General features: G+C 64.7%; 15 protein-coding genes. 8 read left to right on the top strand and 7 right to left on the bottom strand.

Annotated elements, in window-relative coordinates:
• Positions 1-15 precede the first annotated feature (15 nt).
• From ACGYLO_RS03275 to ACGYLO_RS03285, 3 genes are all read left to right on the top strand, one after another.
• The gene (locus tag ACGYLO_RS03275) at positions 16-750 is read left to right on the top strand and encodes an energy-coupling factor ABC transporter ATP-binding protein (RefSeq protein WP_271688375.1); all 735 of its coding nucleotides are present in this window, start codon (positions 16-18) and stop codon (positions 748-750) included.
• Entirely contained in the window at positions 725-1,321 is a 597-nt protein-coding gene (locus ACGYLO_RS03280; RefSeq protein WP_271688374.1) for an energy-coupling factor transporter transmembrane component T, read from the top strand. Before ACGYLO_RS03275 ends, ACGYLO_RS03280 begins: the two co-directional genes overlap by 26 nt.
• A 61-nt stretch (positions 1,322-1,382) precedes the next feature.
• A complete protein-coding gene (locus tag ACGYLO_RS03285; protein ID WP_209216564.1) occupies positions 1,383-1,928 on the top strand; it encodes a biotin transporter BioY in 546 nt (181 codons plus the stop codon).
• A 31-nt stretch (positions 1,929-1,959) separates the two neighbouring features.
• Here ACGYLO_RS03285 and ACGYLO_RS03290 read toward each other — a convergent pair whose 3' ends face one another.
• Together ACGYLO_RS03290 and ACGYLO_RS03295 are read right to left on the bottom strand one after the other, a co-directional pair.
• Positions 1,960-3,066: a thiolase family protein gene (locus ACGYLO_RS03290; protein ID WP_271688372.1), complete on the bottom strand. Its 1,107-nt coding sequence runs from the start codon at positions 3,064-3,066 to the stop codon at positions 1,960-1,962.
• Positions 3,063-4,292 (bottom strand): class I adenylate-forming enzyme family protein, encoded by a 1,230-nt coding sequence (locus ACGYLO_RS03295; RefSeq protein ID WP_271688371.1) that lies wholly within the window; start codon positions 4,290-4,292, stop codon positions 3,063-3,065. The genes ACGYLO_RS03290 and ACGYLO_RS03295 overlap by 4 nt, the downstream gene beginning before the upstream one ends.
• A 97-nt stretch (positions 4,293-4,389) precedes the next feature.
• Here ACGYLO_RS03295 and ACGYLO_RS03300 point away from each other — a divergent pair, with 97 nt between their 5' ends.
• Positions 4,390-5,400 (top strand): NAD(P)H-quinone oxidoreductase, encoded by a 1,011-nt coding sequence (locus ACGYLO_RS03300; protein ID WP_271688370.1) that lies wholly within the window; start codon positions 4,390-4,392, stop codon positions 5,398-5,400.
• A gap of 162 nt (positions 5,401-5,562) precedes the next feature.
• Here the strand turns inward: ACGYLO_RS03300 and ACGYLO_RS03305 are convergent, their stop codons facing one another.
• The gene (locus ACGYLO_RS03305) at positions 5,563-6,207 is read right to left on the bottom strand and encodes a ribonuclease T2 (protein ID WP_271688369.1); all 645 of its coding nucleotides are present in this window, start codon (positions 6,205-6,207) and stop codon (positions 5,563-5,565) included.
• A 123-nt stretch (positions 6,208-6,330) separates the two neighbouring features.
• Here ACGYLO_RS03305 and ACGYLO_RS03310 point away from each other — a divergent pair, with 123 nt between their 5' ends.
• From ACGYLO_RS03310 to ACGYLO_RS03320, 3 genes are all read left to right on the top strand, one after another.
• Entirely contained in the window at positions 6,331-7,110 is a 780-nt protein-coding gene (locus ACGYLO_RS03310; RefSeq protein WP_067268570.1) for a DUF1013 domain-containing protein, read from the top strand.
• Positions 7,111-7,229: 119 nt separating this feature from the next.
• Positions 7,230-8,351 carry an endonuclease/exonuclease/phosphatase family protein gene (locus tag ACGYLO_RS03315; RefSeq protein ID WP_271688368.1) on the top strand — a complete coding sequence of 374 codons (1,122 nt, stop codon included), beginning with the start codon at positions 7,230-7,232 and terminating at the stop codon, positions 8,349-8,351.
• A 186-nt stretch (positions 8,352-8,537) separates the two neighbouring features.
• Positions 8,538-9,716: a type III PLP-dependent enzyme gene (locus ACGYLO_RS03320; RefSeq protein ID WP_271688367.1), complete on the top strand. Its 1,179-nt coding sequence runs from the start codon at positions 8,538-8,540 to the stop codon at positions 9,714-9,716.
• A gap of 75 nt (positions 9,717-9,791) precedes the next feature.
• Here ACGYLO_RS03320 and recR read toward each other — a convergent pair whose 3' ends face one another.
• The 4 genes from recR to ACGYLO_RS03340 all read right to left on the bottom strand — a co-directional run bounded on the left by recR (position 9,792) and on the right by ACGYLO_RS03340 (position 13,042).
• Positions 9,792-10,385, bottom strand: coding sequence for a recombination mediator RecR (gene recR, locus ACGYLO_RS03325; RefSeq protein WP_067268574.1), 594 nt, complete (start codon positions 10,383-10,385; stop codon positions 9,792-9,794).
• Between the two features lie 54 nt (positions 10,386-10,439).
• On the bottom strand, positions 10,440-10,784 hold the full coding sequence (locus ACGYLO_RS03330; RefSeq protein WP_007118099.1) for a YbaB/EbfC family nucleoid-associated protein: 345 nt from the start codon (positions 10,782-10,784) through the stop codon (positions 10,440-10,442).
• 51 nt (positions 10,785-10,835) lie between these two features.
• Entirely contained in the window at positions 10,836-12,602 is a 1,767-nt protein-coding gene (locus ACGYLO_RS03335) for a DNA polymerase III subunit gamma/tau (protein WP_271688366.1), read from the bottom strand.
• 77 nt (positions 12,603-12,679) lie between these two features.
• On the bottom strand, positions 12,680-13,042 hold the full coding sequence (locus tag ACGYLO_RS03340) for a YidH family protein (RefSeq protein ID WP_271688365.1): 363 nt from the start codon (positions 13,040-13,042) through the stop codon (positions 12,680-12,682).
• Positions 13,043-13,105: 63 nt separating this feature from the next.
• On the opposite strand from ACGYLO_RS03340, the gene ACGYLO_RS03345 reads away from it, so the two are divergent.
• On the top strand, positions 13,106-13,939 hold the full coding sequence (locus tag ACGYLO_RS03345) for a neutral zinc metallopeptidase (RefSeq protein ID WP_209216555.1): 834 nt from the start codon (positions 13,106-13,108) through the stop codon (positions 13,937-13,939).
• Positions 13,940-14,005: the final 66 nt, after the last annotated feature.

Raw genomic sequence — 14,005 nt, forward strand, 5'->3', positions numbered from 1 at the left:
TACCACAGGCGCCCGATGACCAACGCGACCCTTCCGCTCATCGATATTGACAGCATCAGCTACACCCCCGGGGGCACGCCGGTGCTGCGGGATGTGAGCCTGAGCTCCGATGTCGCGCGGATCGGCATCGTGGGCCGCAATGGCTCGGGCAAGACCTCTTTCGCGCGGGTTCTGTCGGGGCTGGTGGCCGCCGATGAGGGGCAGGTGCGGATTGCCGGGGTCGATGTGGCCCGTGACCGCCGCCGCGCGATCGGGGCGGTGGGCATCCTGTTTCAGAACCCGGACCATCAGATCATCTTTCCCACCGTGGAAGAGGAAATCGCCTTTGGCCTGCGGCAGATGGGCCAATCCAAGGCCGAGGCTGCGCGGGGCGTGGCGGCGATCCTTGGTCAATTCGACAAGCGCCATTGGGCGCAGGCATCGATTCACCAACTCTCCCAAGGACAGCGGCAGTTGGTTTGCCTGATGGCAGTCTTGGCGATGCAGCCCCGGGTGGTGGTGTTGGACGAACCCTTTGCCGGGCTCGACATCCCCACGCGGTTGCACCTTGAACGGGTTTTGGCGGGGCTGGATCTGACGCTGGTCCATATCACCCACGATCCGGCGGCGGTGGCGGCATACGATCACGTTCTCTGGCTGGAGCGCGGCGAGGTCGTCCAGCAAGGCAGCGCCCGCCCGGTGCTGCGCGCCTTTGAGACGCGGATGAAGGAATTGGGGGCGAGCGATGATCTCTCTGACCTCGCCGGTTGAGACCCGCGCCCATGGCTGGCCCGCCGGGGCCAAGCTGGGGGCGCTCTGCCTGGCCACGCTGCTGCTCTTCGGGGTGGAGGAGCCGGTTTGGCAAATTCTCTTCGGTGCCGGGGTGCTGCTGCTCTATGCCCTGCCGGGGCGAGCATTCCTGCGGGCTGGGTTGGGGCGTCTGTGGATGCTTTGGCCTTTCGTCGGGCTGATCCTGCTGTGGCATGTCTTGACCGACGATGCGGAGGCGGGGCTTGTGATCGCGCTGCGGATGGTCACCGCTGTGGGGCTTGCGAACCTCGTCACCATGACCACGAAGCTCAGCGATATGATGGGGGTGGTGCATTGGCTCGCCGCCCCGCTGCGCCGTTTCGGGCTGCGCACGCGCAGCCTTGAGTTGGCCGTGGCGCTGGTGGTGCGCTTTACCCCCGTACTGGCGGTCAAGGGGCAGATGCTGTCGCTGGCGTGGCGGGCGCGGTCGCGCAGGCGGGCGGGCTGGCGCGTGGTGATGCCCTTCACTGTTCTGGCCATCGATGACGCCGAACATGTGGCCGAGGCGCTGCGCGCGCGGGGCGGTCTGTAATGCTTGACCGGGGCAGGGGGGTGGCCTAGGCAATGGAAAATTCAACCCAAGGATCCTTCCAATGGAACGCAATCTGACCATGATCGCCCTTTTTGCCGCGTTGATCGCGGCGCTGGGCCTGATTCCGAAATTCACGCTTGGCTTCGGCGTGCCGATCACGGCGCAGTCGCTGGGTGTCATGCTGTGTGGCACGGTGCTGGGCGCATGGCGCGGTGGCCTTGCGGCGCTTTTGTTCGTGGCGCTGGTGGCGCTGGGCCTGCCGCTTCTGGCCGGGGGCCGTGGCGGTCTGGGCGTCTTTGCCTCGCCGACCGTGGGTTTCCTCGTCGGCTTCCCGATCGGGGCTTTCGTGACCGGCTTTATCATGGACCAGTGGCGCAGTGCCCCGGTGGGTCTCGCGGCTGGGGTGTCGGCGGTCTTGGGCGGCATCCTCGTGGTCTATGCCTTCGGCATCTTCGGCATGATGATGACGCTGAACAAAACGCTGGTCGAGGCGACCTTGCTGGTCCAAGCCTTCATCCCCGGTGACCTGATCAAAGCCGTGCTGGCGGGGTTCATCACCTCCGGTCTGGCCAAAGCGCGCCCGGCAAGCCTGCTGTCGCGCAGCTAAACGATTGGCCCGCTCCTCAAGGGGCGGGCCGCTACAGCCGCATCAGCGCGGCAGAGCCGATCCCCCCGGCGGCGGCAATCCCCGCCAAGCCGATGCCTGATCCCCGCGCCACCAACTCATGCCACAGCCGCACCGCATTGATCGCGCCTGATGCGCCAATCGGATGCCCGCGCGCCAAAGCGCCGCCACCTCTGTTGACGATCCGCGGCGCGATCCCCGCGCCGGTGACGCAGGCGATGGCCTGCACGGCATAGGCCTCCATGATCTCGGCGCGGTGCAGGTCGTTGGCTTCCAATCCGCTTTGACGAAAGACTTCTCCGATGGCCACCAATGGGGCCAGCCCCGGCTCTTCGGGGCGGCTGCCCTTCGTCGCCGCTGCGATGAGTTCGACTGTCGGCAGGGCGAGGTCTGCTGCCACCCGCTCTGACACGACGACGCAAAAGGCCGCGGCATCGGCGGCGACGGCGGCATTGGCGGCGGTGATGTCGCCGGAAAGCACCTTGGCCCGGCTGCAAAGCGCGGGGGTGAGCCGGCGGGTGAAGGCATCGGTTGAGACGCCTGCGAGCGGCACCAGTTCCGCTTCGGTTGGGGGCTGTGCGCAGGCCTTCGCATGGCTTTCCACGGCCCAGTCATCCTGTGCTGCGCGGGAAATGCCTTGGGACCGACCAAGCGCCGCGGCGGCCTCCGCCATGTCCGGGTCGCGTTCGGGCCATGGGGTGAAGGGCGCTTGGGTATAGGCCTCAGCCGGGCGGCCATCGGCGAAGGTGCGGTAGCGCAGCGGCTGGCGAGAGTAGCTCTCGGCCCCGCCCGCCACGACGATATCCGCCGCGCCGCTGAGGACCATCTGCCGCGCCAGCGCCAGCGCATCCAAGCCCCCCGCGCATTGCCGGTCAATGCTCAGCCCCGCGACATGTTCTGATAGTCCTGCCGCCAAGGCGATGCTGCGCGCCGGATTGCCGCCGGGGCCAAGGGCGGTGCTGCAGATCACCTCGTCGACCTGCGCAGGCGTAAGCCCCGCACGGCTGAGGGCGGCGGAAAGCACAGGCGCGGCAAGGTCGGGTAAAGACAGATGCGCCAGCGCGCCGCCGCGCGGGGCGACGGGGCTGCGGCAGGCAGAGACGATATAGGCGCGGGTCATGTTTGGCCCTCTACCCAGTCCGAGAGGGCGCGCAGGTCGGGCTTGCCCGAAGGTAACAGTGGCAGGTCGGCGCGGAAATAGACGCGCCGGGGCGAGGTGAGGGGCCCAAGCGTCGCGCGGCAATGGGCAATGATCTCTTCGGCGGGCGGCTCTCCTGCCGGGGCTTCGACCACCGCGACCAGATGCTGCCCTCGCAGCGCATCGTCTCGGGGCAGAACCGCGCAGGGCAGGCCGGTTTCGGCGCTGATCACGGCCTCCACCGTTTCGGGGAAAATCATCTGGTCGGCGATCTGCACCATGCGCTGCCGCCGCCCCTTGATCCAGAGGTTGCCCTTGGCATCCAGCGCCCCCATCTCACCCACGGTCACGAAGCCCTCCTGCCAGCGGGTCTCTTCGCTGGGGCCCAGGGCGTAGCCATCGAAGAGGTAGGGGCTGCGCACCCAGATCTCACCAACATCAGTTGTGGGTTCACCCTCAGCATTCATCAGACGCAGCTCGACACCGGGGTAGGGGCGGCCCACCGCGCCTTCGGGCGTATCGGCATCGGCCAGCGTGATAAAACTTGTCTCTGCCGCGCCGTAGAAAACATGCACTGCCGCTTGGGGGCAGAGCCGCCCCACCGCCGCCCGGGTCGCCGGATCGAGCGCGCCGCCGCCGCAAAGGACCAAGCGCAGCGATGGCAGCGGGGCGGCGGCAGCGCGGGCAAGCAGGCGCAGCTGCGTCGGCGTGGCGTAGAGGATCGTCGCCCCGGCTTCGGCGATCCGCTCTGCCTGTCGCCGGGGAACGTGATCCGCCAGCACATGCGCATCGAGGCCAAGATGCAGCGCTTCCAGCACGGCATAGAGCGATAGCGAATGGCTGAGCTGCCCCAACACGGCGACGCTGTCGCGGCGGGTAAGGGCGAAACGGTCGGCATTGACCTCAAAACTGGCGATCCAAGAGGCTTGGCTGCGGCGGACCGCCTTGGGCCGCCCCGACGCGCCGCCGGTCAGGGTGAGAAAGGCAGCAGGCGGGCAGGAGATGTCATCGGGCAGGGGCCGGTCGCTGAGGCAAAAGGGGGCCTGCTGGGTAATCGCTGTGGTTAGGGCGGCCAGCGCATCAAAGGCCGGAGTGGCGGGCAGGGCGCGGAAGCTGTCGTGCTGGCCTTCGGGTGCGCGGGGCAGTTCCTGTTCCCCTGCATAAAGCCGTGCGGCCTCATGCCATTTGAACCTGTCTTGCCCGCGCATCCGCCTCTCCCTCTTCCGTCGGGTCTCAAATTCCGGGTGCACGCCGCGGGGCCGCCCGTTAGGCTGCGGCGAAACCAGACCCGAGGATACTTCAGACATGACAGAGACCATGCGTGCAATCGAAATCACCGAACCCGGCGGTCCGGACGTTCTGCAAGGCACCACCCGCCCGCGGCCTCAGCCGAAACACGGTCAGGTCATCATCAAGGTCGCCTATGCCGGGGTGAACCGCCCCGATGCGCTGCAACGCGCGGGCCGCTACGCGCCGCCCGCCACCGCCAGCGATCTGCCGGGGTTGGAGGCCTCGGGCGAGGTGGTCGAAGTCGGGCCGGGGGTGACAACGCTGGCCCCGGGCGATCTGGTCTGCGCCCTGCTGCCCGGCGGCGGCTATGCCGAATATGTCGCCACCCCCGCGGCGCATTGCTTGCCCATTCCCGAAGGCATGGGGCTGAAAGAGGCCGCTTGCCTGCCTGAGACCTTCTTCACCGTCTGGTCGAACCTTTTCATGCGCGGTGGGCTGAAGGCCGGGGAGAAAGTGCTGATTCACGGCGGCTCTTCCGGCATTGGCACCACGGCGATCCAACTGGCGCGTATCTTGGGCGCGCGGGTCTTCGTGACCGCGGGCACCGATAGCAAATGCGCGGCCTGTATGAAGCTGGGGGCCGAGGTGGCGATCAACTACCGGGACACGGATTTCGTCGATGTCGTGCAGGCCGAGGGCGGCGCAGATGTGATCCTCGACATGGTGGGCGGCAGCTATATCAACCGCAACCTCAAGGCTTTGGCCGAGGACGGCAGGCTGGTGCAAATCGCCTTCCTGCAAGGGGCCAAGCAGGAGGTGAACTTCGTCACGCTGATGACCCGCCGCCTGACCATGACCGGATCGACCCTGCGCCCGCAGAGCGATCTGGCCAAGGCCCGGATTGCAGAGGAGCTTTTGCAGAATGTCTGGCCCCTGTTGGAGCAGGGCCGCGTCGCGCCGGTGATGGACAGCACCTATGACCTGTCCGAGGCGAATGACGCGCACCGCCGGATGGAAGCCAGCGGTCATATCGGCAAGATCGTCCTGAAGGTGGGCGGTGAACTGCAAGGCGGAGAAGATCAGTAAAACTTGAGACAGTAACGAATTGTTAACCAGTAATTCGTTTACTGAAGGCACGGGTGGCCGGGACGCTGACCACCCGTGTTGGAGAGAGAGCCGAAAGGCATTGAATGCGGGGGAGGAAATTACGCCTCTCCCGCTTTCGCCATACTATCGGCCCGGTTGGGTCTAGCGCAGAGGGGTGAACAGCGCGTTATCAAGCGTGCAGTCCCGCCGAACGTCCGGTCCGCAGGGGATGAACTCAAGGTCGCGAGACAGGCAGATGCGCGCCTCTTGGATGTGCCCTTGCTTGCAGGTGATGGTGATCCCCCGCGCGGTCAGGTCCGGGTTCGCTTTTAGGAAGGCCTCTTCCACTACCGCGGCGGGGAGGGACACGGTGCGGTCGAGCTTGCGAAACACCTCGGGGCGCTTGATGCGGGCGTAGGCCTCCTGTGAGAGGGCAAAATAATCCGCCGGGTCCAACCCGCTGCAAGACCCGTGTTTCTTCCACTGGTGCCATGCCAAGCCACCGGTGCCCATGATATCGGCCATCGCCCCGGTCTGGGCGCGGCTGGGCGGGCGACGGCCACTTTGGCAATAGGACGGGTATCCCCGTGTGAACTGTGGCCAGAGGCCATGTAGGGTCCAACCGTGGTCTTTCGCGGCGTCGCATTGCGGAGATTGCCGCGCGTCGCCGGTCAATTCGCACCAATTGGGCGACCATGACAGGGACATGACGTAGTAGTCGAACTCGCCCGAACGCTCCCCTTCGGCCAGCGTGGCGGTGGGGGCGATCAGCCCGAGGATCAGCAGACAGGCGCGCAGTGGCCGCATTGGGTCTTCCCTTATGACGTTTGAGCCAGTATACAGCCGCCAACTTCCCCGACAATGGAGCCCGTTCTGCCAAGCAGGACAGCCTTTCAGGCGACGGGAAAATTGCGTTTTTAGGAGAGTGACATGGCAAAACCGATTATGGCCAAAGCCACCGCCGTCTGGCTCGTGGACAACACCACCATCAGCTTCAAGCAGATCGCCGATTTCGTCGGCATGCATGAACTCGAAGTGCAGGGCATCGCCGATGGCGACGTGGCGCAGGGGGTGAAGGGTTTTGATCCGGTTGCCAACAACCAGCTAACGCAGGAAGAGATCGACGCGGCGCAGGACAACCCGCTGCACAAGCTGAAGCTCAAGTTCAACGCTGCCGCCGAGGGCGAAGAGAAACGCCGCGGCCCGCGCTATACCCCGCTCAGCAAACGTCAGGACCGTCCGGCGTCGATCCTGTGGCTGGTCAAGTTCCACCCCGAGCTTAGCGATGGTCAGGTCAGCAAGCTGGTGGGCACCACCAAGCCGACGATCCAAGCGATTCGCGAGCGCACACACTGGAACATCGCCAACATCCAACCGATCGACCCGGTCGCGCTGGGCCTGTGCAAACAGTCCGAGCTTGACGCCGCCGTGCAAAAGGCTGCCGCGAAAAAGGCCGCCGCGGGCGAGGTGATGAACGACGATGAGCGCCGCAAACTCGTCTCGACCGAGCAGAGCCTCGGCATGGAGAGCGAGCCGAAAATCCCCACGGCCATCGAAGGGCTGGAAACCTTCACCCTTTCCGGCAACAGCACGGATGACGAGGAAGAAGAGAGCCACACCAAGGGCGATTACTCTGACGCCGACAGCTTCTTCTCGCTGCCCGACAGCACCGATGAAGACGACGAGGACGAAGACAAGGCCAAGGGCTAAGCCCCCTAGGGGCGGTGTGGCGAAAGGAACTTTCGCCGTAAAGATGTGTTAGAATGACAGGGCGTCGGGTATTCCGGCGCCCTGTTTTGCTTTGTACAAAAGGCGCGGCGCGCCGGGGGATGGATTTGGAAACGGCATTGGACTTGGTGATCTGGGGACTGGCGGGGCTGCTGATACTGGGCAGCCTGCTGCCGCTGAGCAAACTGCCCTTCGGGGCGATCCGCGGGCTGGCCTTTCCTCGGGAACAATTCCTCGGCTTGGCACTGTTGCTGGCAATCGGGTTCGCCCTGTCGCAGGGGGTGACGACACCCTCGGGCATGGCCGGGATCGCGTTGATGTTGGGGGTCGCCGCGCTTCACGCGCTTTACATCACCAAGTTCACCCCGCTGTGGCGCAAACAATCCTTGGCGGCCTCGCCCGAGTTGCGCCGCGCGACGGACCGCCATTTCAGCCTGCTGGCCGCCAATGTCAAAATGTCCAACCGCGACTATGGCAAGCTGATCGCACTGGCCGAGGCGCGGGTGCCAGATATCTTCATGGCGATCGAGGTGGATCAGGCGTGGATCGACGCGCTGGATGACGGTCTGGGCAAGAACTACGAGCATCGCGTCGACGTGCCGCTCGACAATGGGTATGGGCTTTGCCTCATGTCGAAACTCCCGCTGTCGGAGGTCGAGGTGCGCGAGTTGGTCACCGAAGAGGTGCCCTCCATCCGCGCCCGTGTACACCTGCCGGTGGGGGAGGATTTCCGCCTCTACGTCGTCCACCCCGAACCGCCCGTGATCGAACATGACACAAAGGGGCGCGACAGTGAGATCGCTTTGGTCGGCATCGAGGCCGAGAAGGATCCGCTGCCTGCCGTTGTCTCGGGCGATCTCAACGATGTGGCTTGGTCCACCACGACCCGACGCTTTCAGCGGCTTTCGGGTCTTTTGGACCCGCGGGTGGGGCGCGGCATGTACAACACATTCAGCGCGACAATGCCTTGGATGCGCTGGCCCTTGGATCATCTCTTCCACGATCCGCAGTTTCGTCTGCTAGAGATGGACCGCTTGGACAAGATCGGGTCGGACCACTTCCCGATGTGGTTCGTCCTCGCCATGGCCGAGACCGAAGCCGCCGAGAGCGACCCCGAAGAAACCGACCCCGAAGAAGAGCGGGAGGCCAAGAATATGATCAAAGAAGAACGGAAAAGAGACCGCGACCCCATCGGCAGCGATTGGGAAGACGAGGAAAACTAACAAATTGCCGTGGGGGTAATTTTACCCCTTGTACGAATCCCAAAACGGCGTATGTGGCGCGTTACAGACGCCAACGCACGCGCCTCTGGCCGGTCAGTTCCCACTCTGACTGACCCGCGTTTATGTAGCGACGGTAACGTCTCTTGAAACGACACGCGGGGAACCAGCCCCACCTGCTCTTTGGAGATGACCATGAATGCTACAGTCCCCGGCGCCCTGCGCGCCGCACCGTCCTTTCACGCCGACCCGGCTGCGGCCTATATCGCCGTCAACAGCTTTGACAAGCCAACGCTGGTGATCAGCCGTGACCGTGTGGCCGCGCAATATGACGCGCTGCACAAGGGCTTGGGCGCGGTGCATATCCACTACGCGGTCAAGGCGAACCCGGCCCCCGAGATCATCCGTCTGCTGGTCAAGAAAGGCTCCGGCTTCGACGCGGCTTCGCGGGCCGAGATCGAACTGTGCCTGAGCCAAGGGGCGAAGCCCGAAAACATCTCTTTCGGCAACACCATCAAACGCGCTTCGGACATCGCCTTCGCCCATTCGGCGGGGGTGACCCTGTTCGCAGCCGACAGCGAAGCGGAGCTCGATAAGATCGCCGCCCATGCGCCCGGCGCGCGGGTCTATCTGCGGCTGATCGTCGAAAACTCCATGGCCGACTGGCCGCTCAGCCGGAAATTCGGCTGTGCCGGTTCGGCGCTGCCCGCGATGCTGAACCACGCGGTTGCCGTGGGCCTCGTGCCCTTTGGCCTGTCGTTCCACGTCGGCTCGCAGACCCGCAAGGCGGAGTTTTGGAACCCGGTGTTGGATCAAGTCGCGCCGCTGTGGCACGCCGCGCGTGCCGATGGCCATGACCTGCAACTGCTGAACCTCGGCGGCGGTTTCCCGGCCTTCTATGGTGAGGATATCGAGGGCCCCCGCGCTTATGCTGCCGCTGTGATGCGCGCCGTCAAAGCCCGCTTTGGCGACGTGCCGCAGGTCATGGCAGAGCCGGGCCGTGGTCTGGTGGCCGAAGCCGGGCATATCGCCGCCGAGGTTATGCTGGTCAGCCGCAAGTCTGCGGATGATTTGCACCGCTGGGTCTATCTGGATATCGGTCGTTTCTCGGGCCTGGCCGAGACTGAGGGCGAAGCGATTCGCTATCAGATCGTCACACCGCATGACGGCGAAGAGACCGGACCCTGCGTTTTGGCCGGCCCCTCCTGCGATTCGGCGGATATTCTTTACGAAAAGCGCCCGATCCACCTGCCTTTGGCCCTGCGCGATGGCGATAAAGTGATGATTCGTGCTTGCGGAGCCTACACAAGCTCGTACAGTTCGGTTGGGTTCAACGGATTTCCGCCGCTTGATGTGATCGTGCTCTGACAGCACGATCTGCGTCGCCCCGGAAAAGGGCCGTCTGCTTTGGGAGGAGCGGGCGGCCCGCTTTGATTCTGGGGGTTAAAGCGACTTGCGCGCCTGCATCGCAGCGGTGATCGTCCCGTCGTCGAGGTAGTCCAACTCCCCGCCGATCGGCACACCTTGGGCGAGCGACGTCAGCCGCACGCGGTCTTCCAATTGATCCGCGATGTAATGTGCCGTTGTCTGCCCGTCGATCGTGGCGTTGAGCGCGAGGATCACCTCGGTCACCCCTTCGGTATCAATCCGGTCCACAAGGCGCGGGATGCGCAATTCCTGCGGGCCAATGGCGTCGAGCGCCGAGAGCGTGCCGCCCAGCACATGATAGCGCCCTTTGAACACGCCGGAGCGTTCCATCGCCCAGAGGTCGGCCACGTCTTCGACCACGCAAAGCTCTCCGTTCGCGCGTTTTTCGGAGGTGCATATGTCGCAGATGTCGGCGGTGCCGACGTTGCCGCAGTTCAGACATTCGCGTGCCGTGGCGGCGACGGTCTGCATCAAGTCGGACAGGGGCGTCAGCAAAAGCGCGCGTTTGCGGATCAGGTGCAGCACTGCCCGCCGGGCCGAGCGGGGGCCAAGGCCGGGCAGTTTCGCCATCAGCTCGATCAGGGCGTCAATATCGCGGGTAGAGCTCAAGAATGGCACCTATGGGCGTTGAAAGAGGGGCGGGACCGGCCCGCCCCACCGGGATCAGAAGGGCAGTTTCATGCCCGCGGGAAGGCCCATGCCTTCGGTCAGCTTGCTCATCTCGGCCTGCGCGCGTTCCGAGGCTTTGCTCTGCGCATCCTTGATGGCGGCGAGGATCAGGTCTTCGACCACTTCCTTCTCGTCCTTGTTGAAGATCGACGGGTCGATATCGAGGCCCTTCAACTCACCCTTGGCGCTACAGGTCGCTTTGACGAGGCCCGCACCGGATTCACCTTCGACGGTGATGTTGTGCATCTCCTCTTGCAGTTCGGCCATCTTGCCCTGCATTTCCTGCGCTTTTTTCATCATCCCGGCCATATCGCCGAGGCCGCCTAATCCCTTGAGCATCTGGGTCTCCTTGTTGCGTTGTCGTTTATATGTGGCGCGGGGGCCGGGGGATCAACCGTCCTCGAACGGATCCCATTCGTCTTCGACTTCGGGCAGCGCCTCTGCCGTGGCGGCGGCGGCGATGTCTTCGGGGGTGCGGATCGCGGTGATCCGGGCCTTGGGGAATTGTGCCAGCACCGCCTGCATCATAGGGTGGTCCTCGGCCTGTTTCTTCAGCGCCAGTTCACGCGCATCGCGGACCTGCGCGATGGTCTCGGCCCCGCCTTCGTTCACCAGTGAGACGGCCCAGCGGTTACCGGTCCAGAGTTGCAGTTTCTGCCCCAGCCGCTGCGCCAGATCGCGCGGCGCGTCGTCGGTGGGGACAAACTCGATGCGGCCCGGCTGGTAGGCGGCAAGTTGCACGCAGGTTTCCACCTCGACCAGCAGCTTCACGTCGCGGTTCACGCGGATCAACTCGACGACATGTTCGAATGTCGGAAAGCGGGCCAGCGCAGCGTTGAGGTCTTGCGCCAGTGCCGTGGTCTGCCCCTGCGGGCCGGGGTTGGAGGCCATCCGCTGCTGCGCCTGTTGCACGGCCTGCGCGCCGGTGCTGCCCTGCGCGGCGCCATTGCCCCCGCCGTTGCCGCCACCGCCAACGGGGCCGGGGGCCGGGGGCGGACTGCTGTTTTGCAGCTTGCGCACCAGTTCCTCGGGCGAGGGCAGATCGGCCACATGGGTGAGGCGGATCACGGCCATTTCGGCGGCCATCATGGCGTTGGGCGCGGCTGCGACCTCGTCCAGCGCCTTCAGCAGCATCTGCCAGAGCCGCGTCAGCACCCGCATCGGCAGGGTCTCAGCCATCTGTTGGCCGCGGGCACGTTCTTCAGGGGCGATGGTGGGGTCTTCGGCGGCATCGGGCGTGATCTTCACGACCGAGACCCAATGGGTGATCTCGGCCAGATCGCGCAGCACCGCCATCGGGTCGGCCCCATCGGCATATTGCGCCGAAAGCTCGGTCAGCGCGGCACCTGCATCGCCGCGCAGCACCATGTCAAAGAGGTCCAGCACTCGGCCACGGTCCGCCAGCCCCAGCATGGCGCGCACCTGTTCGGCCCCGGTCTCGCCCGCGCCGTGGCTGATCGCTTGGTCCAGCAGCGAGGTGGCGTCGCGGGCCGAGCCTTCGGCGGCGCGGGTGATCAGCGCCAGCGCGTCATCGGTGATCTCGGCACTCTCGGCGGTGGCGATCTTGCGCAGGAGCGCGATCATCACCTCGGGCTCGATCCGGCGCAGGTCGAACCGCTGGCAGCGCGACAGAACCGTCACCGGCACCTTGCGGATCTCGGTGGTGGCAAAGATGAATTTGACGTGCTCCGGCGGCTCTTCCAGCGTCTTGAGAAGCGCGTTGAACGCCCCGGTCGAGAGCATGTGTACTTCGTCGATGATATAGACTTTGTACCGGGCCGAGGCGGCGCGATAATGCACCGAATCGATGATCTCGCGGATGTTGGCGACGCCGGTGTTCGATGCCGCGTCCATCTCCATCACGTCGACATGGCGGCCTTCCATGATGGCGGTGCAATGTTCGCAAACGCCGCAGGGGTCGGTCGTCGGCCCACCGTTGCCGTCAGGTCCGATGCAGTTCATCCCCTTGGCGATGATCCGCGCCGTCGTCGTCTTGCCGGTGCCGCGGATGCCCGTCATCACAAAGGCCTGCGCGATCCGGTCGGCGGCAAAAGCGTTTTTCAGCGTGCGCACCATGGCGTCTTGGCCGACGAGATCGGCAAAGGTTTCGGGCCGGTATTTGCGGGCCAGAACGCGGTAGGCGGATGTATCTGTCATGGTGCCCCAGATCGGATTCGGTCAAGGCCGTAAACTATGCGCTCCGCGCCGTGGCGTCTACCGTGCTTGCGGAAGGCTCAGAGCATCCAAAGGATCGCCCCGACCCCGGCAGAGGCGAAGGCGAGCAGGATCGCCAAGACTTTCATGCGGCTGTTGGGCTGGGCATGGGCGTGATGGTCGCTCAGCCGCTTTTGGGTTTTCGCCGCCGAGGCCTGCGCGGCCCAATAGACGTAGAGCGCGGCAAAGATGAACACCGAAGCCACGGCTTTCGCCACCCACGTCGGCTCGAACTCACCGAAAACGGCGCGCAGACCGATGGCCACGGCGACGGCGGCCATGCCGGTGCGCATCCAGCCCGCAAAGGTGCGTTCATTGGCAAGGATCGTGCGATCCTCGGCCCAGTCGGTGCGGTCTTCGGCCAGGTCATTCTTATCACTCATTGAACCAAACTGCGCCTTGCGCGTTCATGTGGCAATAGGCTTTGACATAACGAGGGACGGTTCATGCGGTTGGGTGGAATTGGGCGGAGCAAGAATGTCATCCGCCGCAGCGGACGGGCCGGCAAGGCGGGGGGGCTGGGACTCGTCGGCGTTTTGGCGGTCATGGCGATTGGCTATTTCACCGGGATCGACGTGACGCCGCTGTTGACCGGCCAAGGCGGCGGTCAAGTCCAACAGTCCCGCCCGCTCAGTGACAGCGAAGACCCGCAGGTCGATTTCGCCGCCCGCGTGCTCACCACGACCGAGCAGGTCTGGAGCCGTATTTTCCAAGAACAACTGGGTGAAACCTATACACCGCCCAAGCTTGTGGTCTTTGAGAATGTGACGCAAAGCGCCTGCGGCGGGGCCTCGGGCGCGACGGGGCCGTTCTACTGTCCGGCGGACAATATGGCTTATCTTGATACCGCCTTTTTCCGCACGCTGGACCAACGTCTCGGTGCCGGGGGCGATTTTGCGGCTGCCTATGTGATTGCCCATGAGGTCGCGCACCATGTCCAGAACGAAATCGGCGTTCTGCCGCAGGTGGCCCGGATGCGGCAGCAGTCTTCCGAGGTTGAGGCGAACGCCCTGACCGTGCGGCTTGAGCTGATGGCCGATTGTTTCTCGGGCATCTGGGCCTCGAACGTCGAAGGCTTGATGGAGAAGGGTGACCTTGAAGAGGCGCTGAATGCTGCGCGGATGATCGGGGATGATCATTTGCAGCGACAGGCCGGTCAGGTGCCGCAGCCGCATACTTTCACCCATGGCACGTCAGAGCAGCGCGCGCGTTGGTTTGAGCGCGGGTTTGAAAGTGGCCAGATTGCGGCCTGCGATACGTTTGAGGCGGATCGGTTGTGAGGCGATGCCCGTGGTGCCCACGGGCGGGGCGTCTCGCCTATCGAATGCATCATTTATTAAGAGAAG

This window comes from Sulfitobacter sp. 1A13353, from assembly GCF_043557255.1.
GTDB classification, from domain to species: Bacteria; Pseudomonadota; Alphaproteobacteria; order Rhodobacterales; family Rhodobacteraceae; genus Sulfitobacter; species Sulfitobacter faviae.

Bases quoted from the DNA above. Each gene is read 5' to 3' on its own strand.
- ACGYLO_RS03275 (WP_271688375.1), top strand. From the start codon at position 16: ATGACCAACGCGACCCTTCCGCTCATCGATATTGACAGCATCAGCTAC.
- ACGYLO_RS03280 (WP_271688374.1), top strand. From the start codon at position 725: ATGATCTCTCTGACCTCGCCGGTTGAGACCCGCGCCCATGGCTGGCCC.
- ACGYLO_RS03285 (WP_209216564.1), top strand. From the start codon at position 1,383: ATGGAACGCAATCTGACCATGATCGCCCTTTTTGCCGCGTTGATCGCG.
- ACGYLO_RS03290 (WP_271688372.1), bottom strand. From the start codon at position 3,066: ATGACCCGCGCCTATATCGTCTCTGCCTGCCGCAGCCCCGTCGCCCCG.
- ACGYLO_RS03295 (WP_271688371.1), bottom strand. From the start codon at position 4,292: ATGCGCGGGCAAGACAGGTTCAAATGGCATGAGGCCGCACGGCTTTAT.
- ACGYLO_RS03300 (WP_271688370.1), top strand. From the start codon at position 4,390: ATGACAGAGACCATGCGTGCAATCGAAATCACCGAACCCGGCGGTCCG.
- ACGYLO_RS03305 (WP_271688369.1), bottom strand. From the start codon at position 6,207: ATGCGGCCACTGCGCGCCTGTCTGCTGATCCTCGGGCTGATCGCCCCC.
- ACGYLO_RS03310 (WP_067268570.1), top strand. From the start codon at position 6,331: ATGGCAAAACCGATTATGGCCAAAGCCACCGCCGTCTGGCTCGTGGAC.
- ACGYLO_RS03315 (WP_271688368.1), top strand. From the start codon at position 7,230: ATGGATTTGGAAACGGCATTGGACTTGGTGATCTGGGGACTGGCGGGG.
- ACGYLO_RS03320 (WP_271688367.1), top strand. From the start codon at position 8,538: ATGACCATGAATGCTACAGTCCCCGGCGCCCTGCGCGCCGCACCGTCC.
- ACGYLO_RS03330 (WP_007118099.1), bottom strand. From the start codon at position 10,784: ATGCTCAAGGGATTAGGCGGCCTCGGCGATATGGCCGGGATGATGAAA.
- ACGYLO_RS03335 (WP_271688366.1), bottom strand. From the start codon at position 12,602: ATGACAGATACATCCGCCTACCGCGTTCTGGCCCGCAAATACCGGCCC.
- ACGYLO_RS03340 (WP_271688365.1), bottom strand. From the start codon at position 13,042: ATGAGTGATAAGAATGACCTGGCCGAAGACCGCACCGACTGGGCCGAG.
- ACGYLO_RS03345 (WP_209216555.1), top strand. From the start codon at position 13,106: ATGCGGTTGGGTGGAATTGGGCGGAGCAAGAATGTCATCCGCCGCAGC.